Source organism: Rhodococcus jostii RHA1 (assembly GCF_000014565.1).
Taxonomy (GTDB): domain Bacteria; phylum Actinomycetota; class Actinomycetes; order Mycobacteriales; family Mycobacteriaceae; genus Rhodococcus_F; species Rhodococcus_F jostii_A.
Map to the genome: position 1 here is coordinate 4,476,779 of NC_008268.1, position 20,716 is coordinate 4,497,494.

Annotated in this window: 21 protein-coding genes and 1 pseudogene; 6 read left to right on the top strand and 16 right to left on the bottom strand. The window is 68.3% G+C overall.

Annotation, left to right across the window (positions count from 1 at the left end; translation table 11 throughout):
- The first annotated feature begins 8 nt into the window (after nt 1-8).
- The gene (locus RHA1_RS20675) at nt 9-794 is read left to right on the top strand and encodes a crotonase/enoyl-CoA hydratase family protein (protein WP_011596706.1); all 786 of its coding nucleotides are present in this window, start codon (nt 9-11) and stop codon (nt 792-794) included.
- Nucleotides 795-846: 52 nt separating this feature from the next.
- On the top strand, nt 847-1,746 hold the full coding sequence (locus tag RHA1_RS20680) for a phosphatase PAP2 family protein (RefSeq protein ID WP_011596707.1): 900 nt from the start codon (nt 847-849) through the stop codon (nt 1,744-1,746).
- On the opposite strand, the gene RHA1_RS20685 is transcribed toward RHA1_RS20680, so the two are convergent.
- The 4 genes and pseudogenes from RHA1_RS20685 to RHA1_RS20700 form a co-directional block, all read right to left on the bottom strand.
- Nucleotides 1,715-2,872, bottom strand: coding sequence for an alpha/beta fold hydrolase (locus RHA1_RS20685; RefSeq protein ID WP_050787343.1), 1,158 nt, complete (start codon nt 2,870-2,872; stop codon nt 1,715-1,717). The genes RHA1_RS20680 and RHA1_RS20685 overlap by 32 nt on opposite strands.
- A 49-nt stretch (nt 2,873-2,921) precedes the next feature.
- The gene (locus RHA1_RS20690; RefSeq protein ID WP_011596709.1) at nt 2,922-3,872 is read right to left on the bottom strand and encodes an oxidoreductase; all 951 of its coding nucleotides are present in this window, start codon (nt 3,870-3,872) and stop codon (nt 2,922-2,924) included.
- 27 nt (nt 3,873-3,899) lie between these two features.
- Complete coding sequence (locus RHA1_RS20695; protein WP_041811798.1) at nt 3,900-4,967, bottom strand: PDR/VanB family oxidoreductase; 1,068 nt, start codon at nt 4,965-4,967, stop codon at nt 3,900-3,902.
- Nucleotides 4,967-5,870, bottom strand: a pseudogene (locus RHA1_RS20700) (metal-dependent hydrolase). The gene RHA1_RS20695 and the pseudogene RHA1_RS20700 overlap by 1 nt, the downstream one beginning before the upstream one ends.
- A 220-nt stretch (nt 5,871-6,090) precedes the next feature.
- Here RHA1_RS20700 and RHA1_RS20705 point away from each other — a divergent pair.
- Entirely contained in the window at nt 6,091-6,780 is a 690-nt protein-coding gene (locus RHA1_RS20705; protein WP_050787344.1) for a TetR/AcrR family transcriptional regulator, read from the top strand.
- Nucleotides 6,781-6,787: 7 nt separating this feature from the next.
- Here the strand turns inward: RHA1_RS20705 and RHA1_RS20710 are convergent, their stop codons facing one another.
- Genes RHA1_RS20710 through RHA1_RS20725 form a run of 4 tightly spaced genes read right to left on the bottom strand, consistent with a single transcriptional unit; the run spans nt 6,788 to nt 9,996 of the window.
- Nucleotides 6,788-7,462, bottom strand: a complete 675-nt coding sequence (locus tag RHA1_RS20710; protein ID WP_011596712.1) for a TIGR04282 family arsenosugar biosynthesis glycosyltransferase — start codon at nt 7,460-7,462, stop codon at nt 6,788-6,790.
- On the bottom strand, nt 7,459-8,133 hold the full coding sequence (locus RHA1_RS20715) for a glycosyltransferase family 2 protein (protein WP_011596713.1): 675 nt from the start codon (nt 8,131-8,133) through the stop codon (nt 7,459-7,461). Before RHA1_RS20715 ends, RHA1_RS20710 begins: the two co-directional genes overlap by 4 nt.
- Nucleotides 8,126-9,193, bottom strand: a complete 1,068-nt coding sequence (locus RHA1_RS20720; protein ID WP_011596714.1) for an NAD-dependent epimerase/dehydratase family protein — start codon at nt 9,191-9,193, stop codon at nt 8,126-8,128. Before RHA1_RS20720 ends, RHA1_RS20715 begins: the two co-directional genes overlap by 8 nt.
- Nucleotides 9,190-9,996, bottom strand: a complete 807-nt coding sequence (locus RHA1_RS20725; protein WP_011596715.1) for an S-methyl-5'-thioadenosine phosphorylase — start codon at nt 9,994-9,996, stop codon at nt 9,190-9,192. Before RHA1_RS20725 ends, RHA1_RS20720 begins: the two co-directional genes overlap by 4 nt.
- A 20-nt stretch (nt 9,997-10,016) precedes the next feature.
- Between RHA1_RS20725 and RHA1_RS20730 the strand changes: the two genes are divergently transcribed.
- Nucleotides 10,017-11,429: a hypothetical protein gene (locus RHA1_RS20730; protein ID WP_011596716.1), complete on the top strand. Its 1,413-nt coding sequence runs from the start codon at nt 10,017-10,019 to the stop codon at nt 11,427-11,429.
- Nucleotides 11,430-11,468: 39 nt separating this feature from the next.
- Here RHA1_RS20730 and RHA1_RS20735 read toward each other — a convergent pair whose 3' ends face one another.
- The 6 genes from RHA1_RS20735 to RHA1_RS20760 all read right to left on the bottom strand — a co-directional run bounded on the left by RHA1_RS20735 (nt 11,469) and on the right by RHA1_RS20760 (nt 17,656).
- Nucleotides 11,469-12,137: a hypothetical protein gene (locus tag RHA1_RS20735; protein WP_009477316.1), complete on the bottom strand. Its 669-nt coding sequence runs from the start codon at nt 12,135-12,137 to the stop codon at nt 11,469-11,471.
- Nucleotides 12,138-12,224: 87 nt separating this feature from the next.
- Nucleotides 12,225-12,884 carry a methyltransferase domain-containing protein gene (locus RHA1_RS20740; RefSeq protein ID WP_041811800.1) on the bottom strand — a complete coding sequence of 220 codons (660 nt, stop codon included), beginning with the start codon at nt 12,882-12,884 and terminating at the stop codon, nt 12,225-12,227.
- The gene (locus RHA1_RS20745; protein WP_011596718.1) at nt 12,881-13,393 is read right to left on the bottom strand and encodes a hypothetical protein; all 513 of its coding nucleotides are present in this window, start codon (nt 13,391-13,393) and stop codon (nt 12,881-12,883) included. The genes RHA1_RS20740 and RHA1_RS20745 overlap by 4 nt, the downstream gene beginning before the upstream one ends.
- Before the next feature lies 1 nt (nt 13,394).
- On the bottom strand, nt 13,395-14,645 hold the full coding sequence (locus tag RHA1_RS20750; protein ID WP_011596719.1) for a molybdopterin-dependent oxidoreductase: 1,251 nt from the start codon (nt 14,643-14,645) through the stop codon (nt 13,395-13,397).
- A 116-nt stretch (nt 14,646-14,761) separates the two neighbouring features.
- Nucleotides 14,762-15,970: a low temperature requirement protein A gene (locus RHA1_RS20755; RefSeq protein WP_011596720.1), complete on the bottom strand. Its 1,209-nt coding sequence runs from the start codon at nt 15,968-15,970 to the stop codon at nt 14,762-14,764.
- Between the two features lie 39 nt (nt 15,971-16,009).
- Nucleotides 16,010-17,656: an MFS transporter gene (locus RHA1_RS20760; RefSeq protein WP_011596721.1), complete on the bottom strand. Its 1,647-nt coding sequence runs from the start codon at nt 17,654-17,656 to the stop codon at nt 16,010-16,012.
- A 262-nt stretch (nt 17,657-17,918) separates the two neighbouring features.
- On the opposite strand from RHA1_RS20760, the gene RHA1_RS20765 reads away from it, so the two are divergent.
- Both RHA1_RS20765 and RHA1_RS20770 read left to right on the top strand, forming a co-directional pair.
- Complete coding sequence (locus tag RHA1_RS20765) at nt 17,919-18,362, top strand: DUF6325 family protein (protein ID WP_011596722.1); 444 nt, start codon at nt 17,919-17,921, stop codon at nt 18,360-18,362.
- A 22-nt stretch (nt 18,363-18,384) separates the two neighbouring features.
- Nucleotides 18,385-18,714 carry an SHOCT domain-containing protein gene (locus RHA1_RS20770; protein WP_011596723.1) on the top strand — a complete coding sequence of 110 codons (330 nt, stop codon included), beginning with the start codon at nt 18,385-18,387 and terminating at the stop codon, nt 18,712-18,714.
- A 62-nt stretch (nt 18,715-18,776) separates the two neighbouring features.
- Here RHA1_RS20770 and RHA1_RS20775 read toward each other — a convergent pair whose 3' ends face one another.
- On the bottom strand, nt 18,777-19,664 hold the full coding sequence (locus RHA1_RS20775) for a carbohydrate ABC transporter permease (protein WP_009477329.1): 888 nt from the start codon (nt 19,662-19,664) through the stop codon (nt 18,777-18,779).
- Nucleotides 19,665-19,667: 3 nt separating this feature from the next.
- Nucleotides 19,668-20,705 carry a carbohydrate ABC transporter permease gene (locus RHA1_RS20780; RefSeq protein WP_011596724.1) on the bottom strand — a complete coding sequence of 346 codons (1,038 nt, stop codon included), beginning with the start codon at nt 20,703-20,705 and terminating at the stop codon, nt 19,668-19,670.
- Between the last annotated feature and the right edge of the window lie 11 nt (nt 20,706-20,716).

The following is a 20,716-nucleotide window of genomic DNA, read 5'->3' on the forward strand; positions in this document are numbered from 1 at the left end:
CGCACTCGATGACTTCCGACGTGGTACTCGTTCGCAAGGACGGCCCGGTCACGACGATCAGCCTGAACCGGCCCGAAGTCCGCAATGCCGTCGACCGGCCCACCGCCGAGGCGCTCGCCGACGCCTTCCGTGCATTCGACGCGGACGAGAACGCGTCGGTCGCGGTACTCCACGGCGAGGGCGGAACATTTTGCGCCGGAGCAGATCTCAAGGCGATCAGTTCGGGGACCGGGAACCGGGTGGCGCCCGACGGTGACGCACCCATGGGCATCTCCCGGATGCGGTTGTCCAAACCGGTGATCGCCGCGATCGACGGGCACGCGGTGGCAGGCGGGCTCGAACTGGCGCTGTGGGCCGATCTGCGGGTAGCCGGTGCGGACGCCGTCCTCGGAGTGTTCTGCCGACGCTGGGGCGTGCCACTCATCGACGGCGGAACCGTCCGCCTGCCGCGGCTCATCGGGGAAAGTCGCGCGATGGATCTCGTCCTCACAGGGCGGCCCGTCGACGCCGACGAAGCCCTGAGTATCGGGCTGATCAACCGGAAGGTCGCGGCGGGGGAGGCCCTCACCGCGGCCCGCCGGCTGGCCGCCGAGATCGCCGGCCTGCCCCAGGTGTGCCTGCGGCAGGATCGGTTGTCGCTGCTCGAGCAGGCGGGACTAACCGAGGATCAGGCCATGCTGAACGAATTCCGGCACGGCTCAATCTCTCTGGCCAACGGAACGGTGGAGGGTGCCGCACGCTTCGCCGCCGGGGCAGGCAGGCATGGGGATGCTGCGCCCGTGAGTACTTATTAACGGCGGGCGGTTAATAAGTACTCACGGGCGGCGGCAGCACCTCCGGTGGGCGGTGTGGTGTGCGTACCTGCTCGCGCTGGCCGTCACGATCTACACGCTGGGGCTCCCCACCGACCGCATCTACCAGGCGACGTGGATCGTCGCCGGCCTCGTCGCCTTCACGATCGATCGGCCGTGGCAGGACCATGTGCGCGTGGTGCGGGACTGGTTGCCACTCATCGCCGCTCTCGTGGTGTACGACCTCAGCCGGGGCGTCGCCCACGAACTCGGGATGCCGGTGCGGGCTGAGGAACTGGTGACCGTGGAGAGCTGGCTCTTCGGCGGCGCGATCCCCACGGTCTGGTTGCAGGACACCCTCCTACCCCCGACGGGCGAGCTGCCGTGGTGGACTCTGCTCACGGGAATCGTCTACACCAGCCACTTCATCGTTCCGTGGGTGGTCGCCGCCGTCTTCTACGTGTACTCGCGCGACCTGTGGTCGGAGTACATGCGGCGGGTGCTGTTGCTGTCGTATCTCGGTCTGGTCACCTACATCCTGCTGCCGTCCGTCCCGCCGTGGCTGGCCGCCGAGGAGGACGTGATCTCCGGCAGCGTGGGCCGCGTCGCCGGTTTCGGTTTCGGTGTGGTCCCCACGGATGTCAGTACTCGGTGGCTGGAGGCGCAGAGCAACCCGGTCGCCGCGCTGCCGTCCCTGCACGCGGCGTTCGCCCTGCTCGTGGCCGTCGCTCTCTGGCCGTTCGCGAAGAACGTGTGGTCGCGGACGCTGCTGGTCGTCTACCCGCTCGCCATGGCGTTCGTGTTGGTCTACGGCGGTGAGCATTACGTCGTGGACGTGCTGGCGGGGTGGGCGTACGTGGGCCTGGCGATCCTGCTGGCACGGGCGTGGGAGTCCCGCACGACGGCGTGGCCCGGCCGGGCCGTCACCGCCGGCCGCCCGCTACGTCGCTGGTGACCGACACCTCGTCGAGAATGGGCTGGAGGAAGGGCAGGATGCGACCGACGATCGCCTCGTTGTACGCGACCGGTTGCTGGTTCGGATTCGCGTGACCGGTCCCGTCGAGCTTCGCCACCAGCAGCGTGCCGTCGGTCCCGCCGGACTGCTCGACGAGGATCTTCTGCGTGTAATCGACGTCGACCACCGCGTCCTTCCACCCCGCTCGGGGACGCACGAAGACGATCCCGGGCCGCGGCTTGTCCTCCGTCTCCACCGCCAGCGACTTCAGGTTGTCGATCGCACCGGACGCGACGATGGTCTTGAACTGCGATTCGATCAGCCCGTTGCTCGCCACGTCCTCCGACAGGACCTTCTCGGTGAGGACCTCGTCGACGACGTCGCGGAACTCGTCGACGTCGACATGCGGATACCAGTCCGACTTCGTGTCGAGGAACCTGCTCTGCCGGGCCGCGGTCTCCACGAGCAGGCGCATCGTCCGGCTCTCCCGCGCGCCGGGCAGCCAGCCGATCCACCGCAGCATGTCCTCACCGCTGTCACGGCTCCCGGCCCGGACGGCGTGCAGGTCCACCGGGGTGCAGTCGAGCACCACCCCGATGAGGTTGGCGTCCGTGTCCTCGTAGATGTGCTGCGCGACCTCCAGCGCGACGACGCCGCCCATGCTGTGCCCGGACAGGACGATGTTGTCGATGCCCTCGTCGGCCGCGTGGGTGGCGATCAGTTCGCTGATCACCCTGGTGTCGATACCGCCGTTGTCGTATTGGACCGCCCATACGCGCCCGATCCGGTCGTACGAGGACAGGGTGCGGGCGGTGTCGGTGGCATCCTTGTTGCCCAGTCCGACCAGGTCGACGACGGCGGTGTCGTGGTCGGCGGGCGACTGCGCGTCGTACACCTCGTGGATCTGTGGCTGGGTCAGCGCGAGGCGCTCGCGTTCGGGTTGCACGTCGTGAACCCAGTACTGTCCGCCGGCCAGGAGCAGGGGGACGGTCCCGAGCGCGACCGCGGCGAGGAAGCGCCGGGTGCGACCGAATTTCTGCCATTGGTGACCGAGCCGTGTCGCGTGCAGACGCGCCTTGCGGCGATCGTTGCTCCAGTCGGCCACGGTGGACGGATGGCGTGTCATTCTCTCCGACATCCACTCCGATGGTACGCGCGGGAGCAGAGGGGCCCTGCTACGCGCGAACGAGCTGGGTGTACTCCACCCCGGTCAGCTCGACGGACTTCTCCCACAGGGCCGCCGCGAGTTTCGTGTTCCGCGCCCCACCGGTGCGCGGCGAGCGCGCCACCGGTCCCCGAACCCCGAACAGTTCGTTCGGGCCCAGGTAGTCGTCCGTGCGGACGTCGGGCATCGTCGCCGCGTACAGCTGTCCGAGCGCGCCGTCCTTCTCGTCGTTGCCGACCATCCGCAATCCGAGGTGGGTCACGGCGAGAGCCCCCGGGATCGGCGGGGCCATCGAGTCGAAGAGATTGGTGGCGGCGATGCCGGGGTGCGTCGCCACCGAGAGAAGCGGAAGACCCGCGGCTGCACTGCGCCTGGCCAATTCGCCACTGAACAGAAGGTTGGCGAGCTTCGACTGGTTGTACGCGCCCATCCGGGTGTACTTGCGGCGGTCGAAGTTCAGGTCGTCGAGCACGATCCGGCCGCGGCGGTGCGCGATGCTGGCGAGAGTCACGACACGCGGCGCGGGAGCGCCGAGGAGTGCCGGGAGGAGCTGTCCGGTGAGCGCGAAATGGCCGAAATGGTTTGTGCCGATCTGCAGTTCGAAACCGTCCGCCGTACGGCCGAAGGGAACGGCCATCAGTCCCGCGTTGTTGATCAGCACGTCGATTCGCGGTGCGACCCCGCAGGCGTGCTGCGCTGCGTCACGGACCGAGGCCAGGTCGGTGAGGTCCAGAGGAATCAGGTGGTGCTCGGCGTCGCTGCCCGCCTTGCGTATCCGGGTGAGCGCGGCGGCGCCGGTCTGCGGATTGCGGCACGCGAGCAGGACCGTCGCGCCCGCACCGGCGAGCGCCGTCGCGGCGTGGAGCCCGAGTCCGTTGTTCGCGCCGGTGACGAGGACAGTCCTGCCCCACTGGTCGGGGATGTCGCCGAACCCGAAGTGCCTGTTGTCGAGTGCTGTCATGAAGGAACCGTCTCCTCGGAGGTGCTGTCAGATGTCCAGGACGACGCGCTCGCCCTGGGTTCGTTCGACGCAGAGCAGCATCTGGCCGGAGGTCCGGCCCTCGTGCTCCACGCGGACGGCACAGGTGCCGCAGAACCCCTGTCGACAGGAGAAGGCGAGCCCGGGACGCACGTCGGAGATCGCGTCGAGCGCAGTCCGGTCGGCGGGAACGACGACCACCTCACCGGTGCGGGCGAGTTCGGCCTCGAACGGCCGGCCGTCGACGATCGGTGGGGGCGAGAACCGCTCGTAGTGGAATTCGGCACCAGGCGGCAGGGCGTCGTCGATCGCCTCGATCATCGGGATCGGTCCGCAGCAGTACACCGCGGAAGTATCGGTCACCGCGCCGAGCAGCTCTGCTGCGGTGGGGATTCCGCCGTCGTCGTCGGTGCGCACCGACACCCGGTCGCCGAACTCCGCGAGCTGGTCCAGGAAGGGTAGCGACTCGCGGTTACGGCCGGTGTAGGCCATCGACCAGTCGAGGTCGAGGCGATGGGCAAGGCGCACCATCGGGAGGATGGGGGTGATCCCGATTCCGCCGGCGACGAAATGCAGGCCGTCGGCAGTCGATCCGTGTCCGGGCAATGCCAGGGGGAACGCGTTGTACGGGCCGCGGACCTTCACCGAGGCTCCGGGGTGCAGGGTGTCGTGGACCTCGAGTGAGCCTCCGCCGCCGTCGGGAAGGCGCCGCACCGCAATGGTGTACGCGCGACTGTCTGCGGGGTCGCCGCACAGGGAGTACTGACGGCGCCGCCCGGACGGCAGCTCGAGGTCGAGATGCGCGCCCGGCCGCCACCGGTCGAGTTCGCCGCCGTTGGGCGCGGCCAGCGTGAGGCTCACGACGTTCTCGTCGTGCGCCACCACTCTGCGCTCACACACCAGCATTCGCCGGCTACCGTCGCTGACCGGTGGGGTGAGGTCGGTGCGGTAGAGGAAGCGCAACGACCGCATGTACGCGGTGGTGACACCGGCGACGGCACGCAGCAGCGGGTCGCGTTGCCGCTTCCCCCACAGATCACCCGGTACGGAGGTCGGTGCCGGATACGTCGGAGTCACTACGCCGCCGCCCTCGCGGCAGGCGACTTGGCCAGGTAGGCGATCGCCTGCGCCGTGTCGCCCTCGGCCTGCGGCGAGTACCGGGGGTTCAGGTATCGGAGCGCACCCCGGAACAGGCTCGACAGCCCGGGCAGGGAACCCCGGCGCATCGCCGCGAACAGCCCGATCCACAGCGAGAAGTAGCCGCGGTCGCGCATGGTCGGGTCGGCGTGCACGATGAACTTCAGCCCGCGCGTCATCACCACGAGAAACGCGAGATACGACACCAGCATCGCGAGGTTGCGGCGGAAGTACCCCACCCCGAAGTGCATGGCGACGTCGTGAGCGACTGCGATGCTCGACCTCCTCCGCGCCGTGCCAGCGGTACAGGTCGGTCATGCTCGGGTCGGCGTCGAAGTCCTCGAGGCGCGCGTTCAGGATCCAGTCACCCAGGAATGCCGTCATGTGCTCGATCGCACCGATGAACGCGAGCCGTTCGACGAGTTGCTGACGCTGCGCGCGGGCGCTGCCCATCTCCCTGCGGCCCAGCACCTTCCGCATGAGGAATTCCGACTGCAGCACGAACGGCCGCGGATCCACGTCGTGTGCGTCCAGGAACTCGTACAGCACCACGTTGTGGGTCTCGGCGTGCATCGCTTCCTGCCCGATGAACCCGCGGACGTCGGCGCGGAGCCGGTCGTCGTTGATCAGGGGGAGCGCCTCGGTGAACGTGGCGCAGAACCACCGCTCCCCCTCGGGGAGGATCAGGTTGATCGCGCTGAGCGTGTGGGAGGCGATCGGTTCGCCGGGAATCCAGTGCAGCGGGGTCCGGGACCAGTCGAACTTCACGTTGCGTGCCTGCAGGGTCACGTCACCGGGGTCGACGTCGATCGCGTCGACCTTCTTTCCGTTCCGCAGTGCCATCAGTGATCTCCTCGAAGTCGGCTTCGGGCGAGGGTTGCCGTTCGGCCGCGTTGCCGCTGGTACCGCGAGACACGATGAGCGTTACCCGCGGTTACGTTTTGTGCGAGTCGAGTGTCACACCGGCGAACTTCGGTGTCAACCACTACTGCCGTTGTCGGAACACGGTCCCGTACCCTGGGTATCGGCACGCGGTCCAACGAGTATTCGGAGTCCAGGCGAAGTGGCAGAAACAGACACCCCGCGGTCGTGGGACCGGCGGGCACGCGCCCGTGAAGAGTTCATCGACGCCGCCTACCGGGTGATCGACACGCACGGCCCACGCCCGAGCATGAACGACATCGCCAAGGAAGCGGGGGCCACGAAGCCCCGGCTGTACCGGCACTTCGCAGACAAGGCCGACCTCTACAAGGCGATCGCCGACCGCACCACCCACGACGTCTACAAGCTGGTGGCGCCCAAGTTCAACTTCCTGCTCACCACACCGCACGAGGCGCTGAACCATGCCATCACCGGCTACGCAGAGGTGGTCGCCGAGCACCCGAACGTCTTCCGCTTCCTGGCGGACGGGGAGCTGAAACAGGACGGCGCGGGATCCGCCCTGTCCCTCGACGTCGAGCGCGACCTCACCGACCGGCTGGCCGGCGTCGCGTCGACGATCTTCGAGTCCGTGTCCGCCGAAGTCTCCGACGTCCGGTTCACCGCCCGCGCCGCAGTCGGGATCATGGTCTCGACCACCGACCTCTGGCTCGAGTCGTCGAAGGGTTCCGCGAAACCGGACACCGAGTACTTCGTCGGCCAGGTGGCGCCCCTCGTGTGGGGCGTGCTCGACGCGTTCCTCCGTCGCAACGGGATCGAACTCGACCCCACCGAACCGCTCTACCTCGCGCTCGCCCGCATCAACGCCCCGTGAGTACTCGTCAACCGCGGGTGGGTGACAAGTACTCACGGCGGAAGCGGCTGGACTCCGGGCAGAGGGCGGCGACCGGTGCGACGTCGGTCGCGTAGTCGACGTCGCGGAGCGTCGGCAGCGACAGCACCTCGGCGCCCGCCGCGAGGAGGGCCTCCCGGGTGAGGCGTCCGGTGTCCGGACCCGACGTGGGAACCGATCCGATCGCCTCCGTCGCCACGGCGTCGGGCACTCCGAGGATCCACCACCCGCCGTCCTCCGCGAGTCCGAGGACGCATCGGCCCTTCCGCTCGGTGAGCAGGTCCGCCGATTCCGCGAGCAGGCCCGCCGTCACCTGCGGTGTGTCCATCCCGATCTGGAGTATCGGCAGGCCGAACGTGTCGAACGTGTCGGCGTGGGCGTTCACCAATCGCTCCGCGAAATTCTCACCCCGCTGCGGAAGCACCGTGAAACAGTCCAGCGCCGAGGCGATGTCGGTGCCCCGGACCGCCCGGCCGAGGTCACCGGTCATCGCCACCACCCGCTGCGCGACGCGGGCACCGGTGACGGCGTCCAGGGTGTCCAGCAGCGAGGCGGCAGCGAGGTCGGCGGCCCGGGCGTCGCCGACGTCCCGCGCGAGCCGGGTCTTCGCGAACCCGGGCACCGGCGCCTTCGCGACCACGAGTACTGCGACGTCGAGGCTCACCCGATCACCTTCCAGAAGTCGTGGACGGCGACGACGGTGCCTTTCAGCGAACCCGACACCTTCGACGCGCCGGCGGTGCGCGGCCGATACGTGATGTCGCGCTCCATGACCCGCCAGTGGGCGCGGCCGGCGAGCACGAGAAGCTGCAGCGGATAGCCCGACCTGCGGTCGTCGACACCCAAGTCGAGGAGGTCCTGTCTGCGTACGGCTCGCATCGCCCCGAGATCGTGGATCGGCAGCCCGTACCGGCCCCGGAGTCGTGCGGCGACGACGGCGTTGCCGATCCTGCTGTGCAACGGCCACGTTCCACGCCGATCGGCCCGCCGCCGCCCCACGGCGAGGTCGGCGCCCGAGTTCAGCGCAGCGACGAGTCGCGGCAGTTCACCCGGATCCATCGAGCCGTCGCCGTCCAGCACACAGACCACCGGAGTCTGCGCCGCCAGCACCCCGGCGTGCACGGCCGAACCGTATCCCGGGACGTGCTCCCACACCACCGACGCACCGTGCGCCCCCGCGACCGCGGCGGTGCCGTCGGTGGAATTGTTGTCCACCACCACCGTCCGGTAGCCGGGTGGCACCGCGGCCAGCACTCCGGGCAGGGAACCGGCCTCGTTCATGCACGGGATCACGACGGTGACGTCCCGCGCAGAGATCGGCACGCGCTCAGACACGGGGAGGTCCCGCCGGCACCGCGTCCCTCAGGGGTGCGTGCGCGAACGCCGCGATCCCGTCGGCGGGCCTGATCTGCGCCCGGAATCCCAGCCGCTCCCGGGCCAGCCAGGGGTCGGCGACGATGTGCCGCACGTCGCCGGGGCGGTACTCGCCGGTCACGACGGGTTCGGGCCCGCCGTGCGAACGCGCAAGGGTCGCGGCCACCTCGCCGATCGTGATCGGGTGCCCCGAGCACACATTGAACGCCGCGAATCCGGGCAGCGCCGCCTCGACCGCGGCCACGTTCGCCGCCGCGACATCGTGGACGTGCACGAAATCCCGCGTCTGCCTGCCGTCCTCGAACACGTGCGGAGGATCGCCGTTCTCGAGGGCGGAACGGAACATCGCGGCCACCCCGGAATACGGGGTGTTACGCGGCATGCGATCGCCGTACACGTTGTGATAGCGCAGAGCCGTCACGGAACCACCGGTGGCCAGTGCCCAGGCGAGCGCGTAGTTCTCCTGGGCGACCTTGCCTGCGGCGTAGAGACTCCGCGGACGCAGCGGCGAGTGTTCCTCCACGAGTGCCCACTCGAGGGGCTCTCCCGTGTCGGGATCCGTCTCGTCGAAGAACCCCGCCGCCAGGTCCTCGGCCCGGCGGGCGGCCGGTTCCACGAACTCGCCCCGCCCGTTGCGGTACCGGCCTTCTCCGTAGACGACCATCGACGACGCGAGTATCAGCGTCTCGCAACCCGACTCGTGCATCGCGGCGAGCAGCGTCGCCGTACCGAGATCGTTGTGGCTGGCGTAGGCCGGCGCATCACGCACATCCACACCGGCGCCGACGACGGCGGCCTGATGACACACGACGTCCACCCCCCTCAACAGTTCGATCAGAGCGGGACGGTCGCGGACGTCGGCTCGTCGCACACCGTCCGGCGGTTCGGGGTCGGCACCGTGCGCGGACGGGAGCAGGGCATCCACGGCCACGACGTCGTGACCGGCTTCGATCAGCGCGGCGTGGACGTGGCCGCCGATGAATCCGGCTGCACCCGTGAGCAGTACACGTGTTCCCATCATGGCAACTCGATCGGCAGTGTCACACCCTCGTGGACGCGACAGGCTTCACAGGGTCCCTCGGGGGCGGCGGCGATCGCGGACCGCACCAGCGTCTTCAAGGACCCGAGATTGCGCTGGAACTCGGCGAACACGTCCACTGCGCGTACCCCGTCGCCGGCCTCGATTCCCGCATCGAGGTCGGTGACCAAAGCGATGGTGGCGTAGCACATCTCGAGTTCCCGAGCGAGGACCGCCTCGGGGTGGCCCGTCATGTTGACGAGAGTCCAGCCCTGCCGGGCGAACCACAGACTCTCCGCCCTGGTCGAGAAGCGCGGTCCCTCGACCACCACCAGCACCCCGCCCTCCACGGTGCCCGGTCGGGCGGCGGCCTTGCGCAGGTCCGAGCAGTACGGGTCGGCGAACTGGACGTGCACGCCGCCTCCGTCGAAGTAGGTCTGCGTGCGGCCGCTGGTGCGGTCGACCAACTGATCCGGCACGACCATCGAGCCCGGTCCCAGGTCGGGGGTGAGGCTCCCGGCGGCGCAGGGCGCGAACACCTGCCGCACGCCCAGCGTGCGCAGCGCCCACAGGTTCGCGCGGTACGGGATGGTGTGGGGCGCGAATTCGTGCCGGACGCCGTGGCGGGGGAGGAACGCCACCCGCCTGCCCTCCACGTCGCCGACGGTGATCGCGGCGCTGGGGCTGCCGTACGGAGTGTCGATCGTGACTTCCGCGGCGTCCTCGTCGAAGAACGAGTAGAAGCCGCTCCCGCCGATCACGGCGACGTCCGCGCGGCCCAATTCGCGTGCACTCATTGCGGTCATGCAGTCAATCCTCCGTCGTTATGCTGGGCGCGAGTGCGACTTTCGCCGAAGGAGATGACGTCATCGGATCCCCGCAGCGCGCCGAGGAGCGGAATTTCCGGTACTGCGACGTCGTGGGCGCCGCACTCGCCCTGATCCTGGTGGTGGTCGCGTTCGTCGTCCCGCGCCTGGGAAACGAGACGATCACACCCATCGTCCACCGCACCGCGGAGAGCGTGCGGGACTTCGCGGACGCCGCGCCGCTGTTCGGATTCCGCGACGTGCACGTCGGGTGGGGGACGCCCGTCGCCGTCGGCGTCGCGGTCGCGGTCGTGTCGTGGGGGCCGGGCCTGGCGCAGAGGCTGGCGTGGCGTCGTCTCACCGTGGGAGTGTGGCTCGCGTCCGCCCTGTGGGCGATGGCGCTCGCGCTGGTCGACGGCTGGCAGCGTGGATTCGCTCGGCGCCTGACCTCGACCGACGAGTATCTCCACGAGGTTCCTCGTGTCACGGACATCCCCGCGACGCTGCGCGGTTTTGCGGGACGAATCCTGGACCTGCAGCCCGATTCGTGGACCACGCACGTGTCCGGACATCCGCCCGGTGCGCTCCTGACGTTCGTCTGGCTCGACCGGATCGGACTCGACGGCGGCGCCTGGGCGTCCGCGCTGTGCGTCGCGGTCGGATCCAGCGCCGGTGCCGCCGTGATCGTCGCCGTCCGTGCGCTCGGTGACGAGGCCATGGCTCGTCGCGCGGCCCCGTTCCTCGTCCTCGCACCCGCCGCGATCTGGGTGGCGGTGTCGGCGGACGCACTGTTCGCCGGCGTGGTGGCGTGGGGGATCGCCCTGCTGGCCCTCTCGGCGACTCGTACCGTCCCGGTCCCCGCGCTCGTCGCGGTGACGGCGGGTGTGCTGCTCGGATTCGGTGTCTACCTCAGCTACGGCCTCACGCTGATGGCGATCCCGGCGGTCGCCGTTCTGATGATCGCGCGCACGGCCCGCCCGCTGGTCGGCGCCCTGGCCGGTGCGCTCGCGGTGGCGGCCGTGTTCACGCTGTACGGATTCTGGTGGTTCGACGGCTACCAGCTGGTGCAGGAACGGTACTACCAGGGCATCGCATCGGATCGTCCCTTCGCCTACTGGGGCTGGGCCAACTTCGCGTCGCTCGTCTGCGCGGTGGGGTTGGCGGTACCCGCCGCACTGCCCCGGGCGTTCGCCTGGACGCGGGTGCGGGCACTGTCGCCGGTTCCCGTCCTCGTGCTCTCCGCGCTGGCGGCGGTGGTGATCGCCGATCTGAGCGCGTTGAGCAAGGCGGAGACCGAGCGGATCTGGTTGCCGTTCGAAGTGTGGCTTCTCGCCGCCCCCGCACTCCTGCCGCGCGGAAGCCATCGGTTCTGGCTCGCAGTGCAGGCCGCCGGTGCGCTGGCCGTCAACCATCTGCTGTTCACGAACTGGTGACGGCCGGCGCATCCGAGGTGCCGTTCGGGGGGCAGACGGTCACTTGGTCGCGATCGTGATGGTGGCGATTCCGACCAGCAACCCCGGCTTCACGGCGTCGGTCTTGAACGTCTCGTTCAGCAGTCCGGCCGCGTCCTCCGAGATCTTGACCTCGGTACCCTGCAGGATCGCGGTGTCGTTCGGCCCTGTCTGCAGCGGCTTCAACGTGCGGCCGTTGAGATCGAACAACACCGCATCGGTGGCCGCGGACGCACCGTTGACGCTCACGTCGCCGGTGAGGAGCGACGTGCCCGGGTCGATCGCGAAATCGGTGAGTTCGACGACGGTGCCGGGCGCCGCCAGCGACAATCCGCTGCCGTCGTGCATGATCTCGCCCTGTACGTAGGGGTCGACCGTGCCCGGCTCCCAGTACTTCACGTTGCCGCCGGTGATCGGGAAGCTGACCGATCCGTCGGCGAGGGCCGCCGTACCCACCACTCCGGGTGTGAGGCCGAGCGTCGTCAGGGCGCCGGTGAAGCCGGAATCCAGTGCGACGGCGGTACTCACCCCGGTCAGGTTGTCGACCTGGGCGACGGGTGCGGGTTGCGTGGATGCTGCTGCGCTCACATTCGACGACGCATTCGAGTCGTTGCTCGAACACGCCGCCAGCGGGGTCAGGGCCAGGGTGCCGATGGCCGCCGCTACGAGTGCTTTTCGATAGTTCGACATGATGATCAAACAACCTTTCCGGGAGGAAGGGGATGGGTGGATGTTCACTAGGTATTCGGTGCGACCTCGCCGGCGGATGGGAGCTCTTTACACCCATTCCATCCGCACGAAGTACCGATTCGCGTGCTGCAGAACATCGATCACGCTCAGTCCGGCGGCGTGTGCGACCCCGGACACCGCCGCGACACCCACACTCGCCCAGGCGAACCATTCGCCGGCGAGATGCTCGGTCTCCCAGCGCAGTAGTTCGTGACGAACTCCTGTCGTGGTCGGCGGATCCACCTCGGCGATCACAATTCCGTGTGGTTGCAACAGTTCTCGCGCACGGCGCAGGATCCGCACCGGGTCTCCGCCGATGCCGATGTTGCCGTCGGCGAGCAGCACCCGGTCCCAGTGTCCGGACCGGGGAAGCGGCGCGAACAGGTTCCGGTGCAGCGCGAGGCCGCCGCGGCGGATCGTGAGTTGGACTGCCGTGAAAGACGAGTCGACGCCCAGCGCCGAGACGCCGGCCGAGACGAGCGCCGCGGTGAGGCGGCCCGGTCCGCATCCGAGGTCCACGGTGGCGCCGTGGCACCCGGTGAGCATCACGCGGTCCGCGATCCGATCGGAGAGGGTGGATGCGTCCCCGCCCATCCACCGGCCCACCGGCAGGGGGCGACGCGTCCCCCGTGCGTCGCGCACCCAGCACGGGAGACCCGCCGACGCGCGCCGCATCAGGAGGTCCGTGGAGACGTCGGTTCTCCTCATGAGCCGCGTACCGTGTCACCAGTCTTGCGGGACAACGCGAGTCGCATGGCGTAGGCGACGGCGGACACCGCGAAGAACACGGCGGTGAGCAGCAGCCAGCGTTCGAGGAACGGTTCCTGCGTCAGCCCCGTCGCAGCGAGATACGCGTCGGCGCCCTGCTCGATGATTCCCGGCAGGAACAGCAGCAGCGTCAGGCCGGATGCGAGCGCCGGCACGCGAATGTAGTTGAGCGCCGAGACCGACCGCGGTCGTGGAATTCGTCTGCCCCGCATCGCATTCAGCCCGGACGTCAGGGACCGGTCCGCGAGCGCGTACAGCGGGAACAACACCAGGTCGTGCGCGATCACCGCGCCGAGGAACCACACGGCGATGGACTTCCACCACACGTCCTGATTCCACAGATTCTGCGGACCCACCACCGCCACCGCATATCCGGCGAGGGCGAACGTGAACAGCACCGCCAGCAGATGCAGCGGGTCGGCGCCGTAGAAGCGGGCGAATCGGCGCATCTCACGCCTCCCGGAATTCGATGGCCTGCACCCACTTGGTGTTGTGGACACCGGGCAGGGCGGGAACGATGATCCGGGCGGGGTAGCCGTGGTCGAGGGACAGGTCCGCGCCGTTGACCTCCAGCGCGAGCAGGGCATCGGCGTCGCGCACCTGATCGGACGTGAGCACCGCCTGATTGAACGCCCCGGACCGTTCCAGCGACGTCACCTTCGCCGAGGCGAAATCCGTCACCCCGGCAGCGTCCGCGAGGTCACGCAGTCGCACGCCCGTCCATGTCTCGGTGGTGGACCATCCCTCGACGCACGCGATCGGAAGAGTCGCGGTGTGCGACGGCATTGCGCGCAGCTGACTTCGGCTCAGCTGCACGGGTTCCGCGCCACCCGTCACCGAGAGCCGCCAGGTGTCGCCGATCTGCTCCAGGGTGACCTGCGCGGCCGCGGCGGTGCGGTTGATCTGAAAGTCGTTGGGACCGTCGCCGTACGAGCGACCCCGGGGGAGGAGCAGTGCGGCATTGCGCAGGAACCCGCCGGTGGTCTGCCCGACCGACAGGACGGCGACCAGCGCGGCGCCGCCCCCGACCAGGGCGAGGGCGCCGCGGCGGCTGATCGTGGGCGAGGTGGGGTCTTCGGCCACGAGGCCGTTCTCGTCCGGCGATTCGGGGCGCGTATCGGCGCGGGAGGTGCGCAGCACTCGACGGAAAGACCGGGAACGCAGCGACCTCACCATCACCGGCACCTTCAGGATCGTGTGCGTCACGAACCCGGCGATGAAGACCCACGCGCCCCAGTAGTGGGCCGTGTAGAAGTCGAAGCCGAAGATGTAGTCGTACTGGATGTTCAGGACCCCGGTGATGATCTCGAACAGCGCACCGCCGACCAGGGCGATCAGCGACAGACGTTCGAGCGCCTGCGCCGGCGACCGCACCGGCGGAAACACGAACAGTTTCGGGATCACCGACCACAGCTTGGCGAGGACGACCGGCACCAGGATCAGTCCGAGCCCGACATGCAGCCCCTGCGTGAGCCGGTACAACCACGACGGCCGGGTGGGCCACGCGAAGTACGGAAGGTGCAGCCACCCGACGTCGCCGGGACGGGCCTGCCCGAACTGCGGACCGTACGCGATGTACGAGAGCAGTCCCGTGACGATGACAACCGGAAGTCCGATCAGCAGGACGAGGCCGAATACGGAGGTCAGCCACGGTCCGCGCAGTGGACTGCGTAATCGTGGGCCGCGAGAGTGGTCGGTCATGGTGTATCAATCCCTCCGGCTCGATCATCTCGAGCCTCAGAGGTAATTCGGTGCCGCCGCCGTCCAGGACTGCTCCGCCCGTGAGTACTTGTTAACCGCGGGAGGTTAACAAGTACTCACGGGTGCGCGCCGTGCCGGATCTCGTCGCGGGGCTGGTCGTACCGGACCATTTCGTATCCGATCATCGCGAGCAGGACCGCGGTGAGCACACCCAGGGTGGCGAGGGCCGGGATGTGCCAGACGACGGGGAGGAGCGCGATCAGGACGACCGCCGTCACGACGCGCGGCACGGTGACCGACCTCGTCGCGTACGCCTTGAACGCGACCAGCGCGAGAACGTACAGCGCCGCGCCACCGAACAGTGCGATCAGCGGCCAGCCGTACAGCGGGTCGGTGAGCCGGTGATGGTTGCCGTCGCCGACGTACGACAGGATCTTCTTCAGGCCGAGCGACAGCATCACGATCCCGATCACCATCGGCAGGTGCAGGAAGCTGTAGCAGTTGCGGGCGATCTTGATCTGACGCGCACCGGTTGCCTCCTCGAAGGCGTGCTCGACGGCTAGTGACGTGACGTCGAAGTACGACCACCACAGCAGCCCCGACACCGCGAGTCCCAGCAACGAGGCGACGATGATCGCCCAGGAGATCGGCAGGCTCGCGACGCCGATGCCGATCGACACGATCGACTCGCCGAGCGCGACGATGACGATGAGGCCGTGCCGTTCGGCGAAGTGGCTCACCGACCGCAGCCGCCAGTCGGTGCCGCCGATCAGTGTGCCGATGTAGTCGCCGGCGAGGGCGAGGATCCACATCACGGTCTGCGCCGTGCCGGTGAGCTGCGATGCGATGAGCAGGAACACGGTGCCGGTGACCATGCTCGGCGCGAACCGCAGCACCTGACCGCGCAGTTGGGGGTCGGTGCGGCTGATGACCCAGAACATCACCAGGTGCAGCAGGCGGACGACGAAGTAACCGAGGGCGAAGATGACGGGGCCGTCGAGTCCGCCGGGCAGATCGTCGAACGCCTCGGGGATCGTCAGGGCGGTGACGAACATGGCGCCCATCGCGCCGAACATCACCACCCGCACGATGCCTTCGTCGGCGCGTACGAGGTTGCAGAGCCAGGCGTACCCCACCCAGCTCCACCACAGGACGGCCATCACCAGTGCGCCGCGCAGCAGGTTCACCCCGGTGGGGTCCTCGGCCATCAGATCGGTGACGCGGGTGAGGGCGAACACGAAGACGAGGTCGAAGAACAGCTCGAGCGGCGACACCGACGCTCGTTCTTCGACGAGACGGGGACGCAAACGATGGGCGAAGGTCACGGGGAGAATGCTGCCACCGGACGGCGACGCGGGAAAGTCCTACGAACTGCGACGAGCCGTGGGGTCGGGCGCAGCCTTTCGTTCGGGGGAGCCGACGGGGGTGCGGGGGATACGCCCGGTGAAGAACAACGCCGTGATGGCGAGCAGCGCGGTGACGGCGTACGCCACCTGGAGTGCCTCGAGTCGCGCATCGGAATTGATGTCGAGGATGTCCTGGGCGGTGGCGTCGGGGACCGACGCCTCCTCCAGGGCCGCCGCCAATTGTGTGTCGGAGAGGAACGGGACACCGCTCGCCAGTTCGGTGGTCGCCCGCTCTTGGACCGACTGCGGAACGTCGGGATCGGCTTGGATCCCCGCGACGATCGAGGTGCTCAGGGTCGCGATGAGCACCGATCCGATCAGCGCCGTCCCCAGGGACGCGCCGAGGTTGGTCGCCGTGTTCTGCAGCCCGCCGACCTCGGCGCTCTGCGAATCGGGGACGGCCGACACCGTGACGGCGCCGAGTTGGGAGGCCAGTGCACCGAGTCCGAGCCCCATCAGCAGCATCGGCACGGCCACGACGCCGGCATTGGCCCCGGGATCCATCCCGGCCACGAGGAACAGGATGCCGACGATCATGGACGCCAGACCGAACCGGACCACCCTGCGCGGATTGGCCTCGGGCCGGAGTTTGGGGATCCCGGCAGCGGCCAGCAGCAGTGCGACGGACAGCGGGATGAGCCGGATCCCGGTCTGGAGCGCGTCGAGTTCGAGCACAACGGACAGGAACAGGGGGACGGTGAAGAACACGCCCGCTTGGACGGTGAACTGGGCGAAGAACATGCTGAGCCCGCCGGCGAGTTGCCGGTTCCGCAGCAGCCGGGGGTCGATCAGCGGCTCGCCGCCGGTGTCGGCGAGATGCGCTTCCCACCGCAGGAACCCGTAGAGCACCAGGAGACCACCCAGCACCAGCCACACGACCGGTGACAGCCCCGCGATCGCGGTTCCGCCGGGCTTGGCCCGCACCCAGCCCCACTCGCTCGAGCGGAGGACGCCGAACACGATCATCCCGAGGCTGACCACCGACAGCGCCGATCCGACCAGGTCGAGGCGCACCTTCACCGGCGGAACGTCGTTGATGCGTCGGAGCACCAGCAGGATGAGGAGGACGATCACCACCTCGCCGGCGAAGACGTACCGCCACGACGCGAACGTGGTCACCGCACCGCCGATGAGCGGTCCGGCGGCAACCGCCATCGCACCGGCCGCGGCCACCAGACCGTAGGCGGCGGGACGCCTTTCGGGCGCGAAGTTCGCCGCGACGAGGGCAACGATCGCGGGCATGATCAGCGCGGCGCCGATGCCTTCCAGCAGGGACCATCCGATCAGCAGCACCGCCAGGTTGGGTGACAGTGCTGTGGTGAGCGAGCCCGCGCCGTAGACGACCAGGCCGAGAGCGAACGCCCTGCGACGACCGATGATGGTGCCGATCTTGCCGCCGGTGATCATCAGCGTCGCCATGACGAGCGTGTACAACGTGATGGCCGTCTGGATGCCGGTGATCGTGGTGCCGAGATCCGACGCGACCGTCGCCATGGACACGTTCATCACGGAGCTGTCCAGTGTCATCAGAAACTGGCTGGACGCCAGCACCGTGAGCACCAGACCGGATCCGGCGACCGCGACCGACTCTTTGCCTGGACTCACGACGGCCTTCCTCGGGCATCTCGAGACTCGCTTCGGTGAACACTTCCGTGGGCTGCCGCTGGGGAAGGTCGTCCCCAGCGTCGCATGGGGGCAGACCACCGAAAATCATCCGAAGAGGGTGAAAGCTCGTGAGACGGTCTCGAACCGGATTATGCTCGGAGAATGGCCGGAATTCTCGTGGGGGATCCCGGATTATTGTGACCGAGCCCTGATCCGGGGTGACATCCGCGGATCCTCGGCGTGCACGAAGAGAGGTTTTCCGGTGAACGATATCGACCCGGAGGATAGCGGACCGATCGATTATCTCGTGGTGGAGTTCCCTGCCGACCGACGACCGGACGGATCAGCGTTGGCGATCCTCCGTGAACTCGTCGAGCAGGGCACGGTGCGAGTGCTCGACCTGGTCTTCCTTCGCAAGGAAGTGGACGGCTCCGTCGTGGCGATCGACGTCGTCGACGTCGGGCTCGAGGGCGACATCGATGTGTCGCTCTTCGCAGAGGCCTCGACCGGCCTGCTCGACCTCGCCGACATCGCCGACGCCGGGTCCGTTCTCGAACCGGGTGCTTCGGCTGCGGTAGTGGTCTACGAGAACACTTGGGCCGCACCGCTCGCAACCGCCCTGCGTCGCAGCGGAGCTCAACTCGTGGCGTCGGGCCGCATCCCTGTGCAGGGCATCCTTGCATCACTCGACGCGCTCGAAGCCTGAAACTGAAACCGAGGACAACATCATGCCCGGACTTCTCCGCGGGATCGCCCGCACCGCCGTCGTCGCCGGAACCGCGACCGCCGTGTCGAATCGAGTGTCTCGACGCCAAGGCCAGCGGTGGGCGGGGCAACAGCAACCGCAAGAGCAACCACAGCAGCAACCGCAAGCCCCGCAGAACGAGGCCCCGGTCTCCGCTCAGGCACCCCCGCCGCAGGCCGCTCCCGCCTCCGCATCGGGCGGAGGCAGCGTCGACCGGATCGCCGCGCTGAAGGATCTCGGAGAACTCAGAGCGCAAGGAGTGCTCACCGAGGAAGAATTCAGCGCCGAGAAGGCGAAGATCCTGGCGTCCTGAAACCACCCGTGAGTACTTGTTAACCGCGGGCGGTTGACAAGTACTCACGGGCGGCGGAGCCGCTACTTGACGCCACCGGCGGTCAGGCCGGACACGATGCGGCGCTGCAACAGCAGCACGATGATGACGAGCGGGATGGTCACGACCGTTCCCGCTGCCATCACGGACGTGAACGGCTCCTCGTGCGGCTTGCTGCCCGCGAATTGTGCGATGGCGACGGTGGCCGGCTGGGTCACGTCGTTGGACAGCTGACTGGAGATCAGGTACTCGTTCCACGACGCGATGAACGCGAGGATCGCGGTGGTGAACAGTCCCGGCGCGGCCAAGGGCAGCAACACCATTCGGAAGGCCTGCCGCCTGCTGGCCCCGTCGATTCGGGCGGCCTCCTCGAGTTCCCACGGCAGTTCCTTGAAGAACGCGGTGAGGGTGTAGATGGTGAGGGGCAGCACGAACGAGATGTTCGGGATGATCAGCGCCTGGTATGTGCCGAACCAGCCCATCGACGTGAACAGCTGGAACAGCGGTGTCAGGACGGCGACGCCCGGGAACATCGACGCCGCCAGGATGATTCCGAGGACGACGTGCTTTCCCCGGAAGTGCAGTCGCGCCAGCGCGTACGCGGTGCCGACACCGACGACCAGACCGATCGCGGTGGTGACGGCGCCGATGATCGTGCTGTTGACGAGTGCCCTGGCGAAGTGGTTGCCCGCCTCCGTCGAGAACACGCTCGCGAAATTCTCCAGCGTGACGTGGGTGGGCCACGGGGTGGTGTCGAACGTGTAGTCGGAGTGGCGGAAGGCGGTGACCACCATCCAGTAGACGGGGGCCAGACCCCAGACGACGATCACCGCCAGGCCCAGGTAGGTGCGGATGGAGGCGAGCGACGGTGCCCGGCGCCGGCGTGCCACCGCGGCACGGGGGATCCCCGGTGTGACGACTGCTGTGGACATGGATCAGGCCTTTCGCTGCTGCTCTTGGGTGTCGATCACGTTGACGCCCATCACCTTCACCAGTACGTAGGCGACGGCGAAGATGAACAGGAACGTGATCGTGGAGAGGGCGGACGCGCTGTTGAAACCCTGGCGCATCTGGTCGATCACCAGGATCGACAGCGTGGTGGTGGCGGTGCCGTCGCCGCCACCGCCGCCGGTGAGGATCGCCGGGAGGTCGTAGATCCGCAGGACGTCCAGCACCCGGAAGAGGACCGCCACCAGAATGGCCGGCTTGATGAGGGGCAACGTGATCGACCGGAACCGTTGCCACGCATTGGCGCCGTCCATCCGCGCCGCCTCGTACACCTCGGCGGGCACCATCTGCAGTCCGGCGAGGATCAGCAACGCCACGAACGGTGTGGTCTTCCAGGCGTCGGCGATCACGACGGCGAACCGGGCGGGCCACGTGTCACCGGTCCACAGGATCTCCGTGCCGAGCAGTTTGTTGGCGATGCCGTCGTAGGCGAAGACGAAGTACCACAGCTTCGCGGTGACGGCGGTCGGGATGGCCCACGCCACGAGAATGCTGGTGCGCAGCAGTGCCCGACCGCGGAACGCCCGGTTCATGATGGTGGCGAACCACAGTCCCAGCGCGACCTCGATGGCGACGGTGACGACGGTGAAGAACACGGTGACCCACATCGACTGCCAGAACAGCGACCCCAGAGTGCCGCCAGGGCAGGACACCGACGCTCCGGTCGTGTCGGTGCACCGCTGGAACAGCCAGTGCGTGTAATTCGACAGACCCGCGAAACCCTGGTCGACGAACTTGCCGGTGGAGGGATCGATCGTCGGGTCCTTGAACAGCGACATCACCATGGCACTGACCACCGGGTACAGAACCACGATGCCCAGCAGGATCATGGTCGGCAGGATCAGGAACATCGCCGCCTTGCTGCGGCCCTTCCGCGGTCGCGCGCCCTGCGGTTCGCCGGATCTCGCGCCGTCCCGATGTGGGGGAGCGGGCGTCTTCTCGAGCGAGAGTTCGTGAACGGTCATCGGCTGTCTCC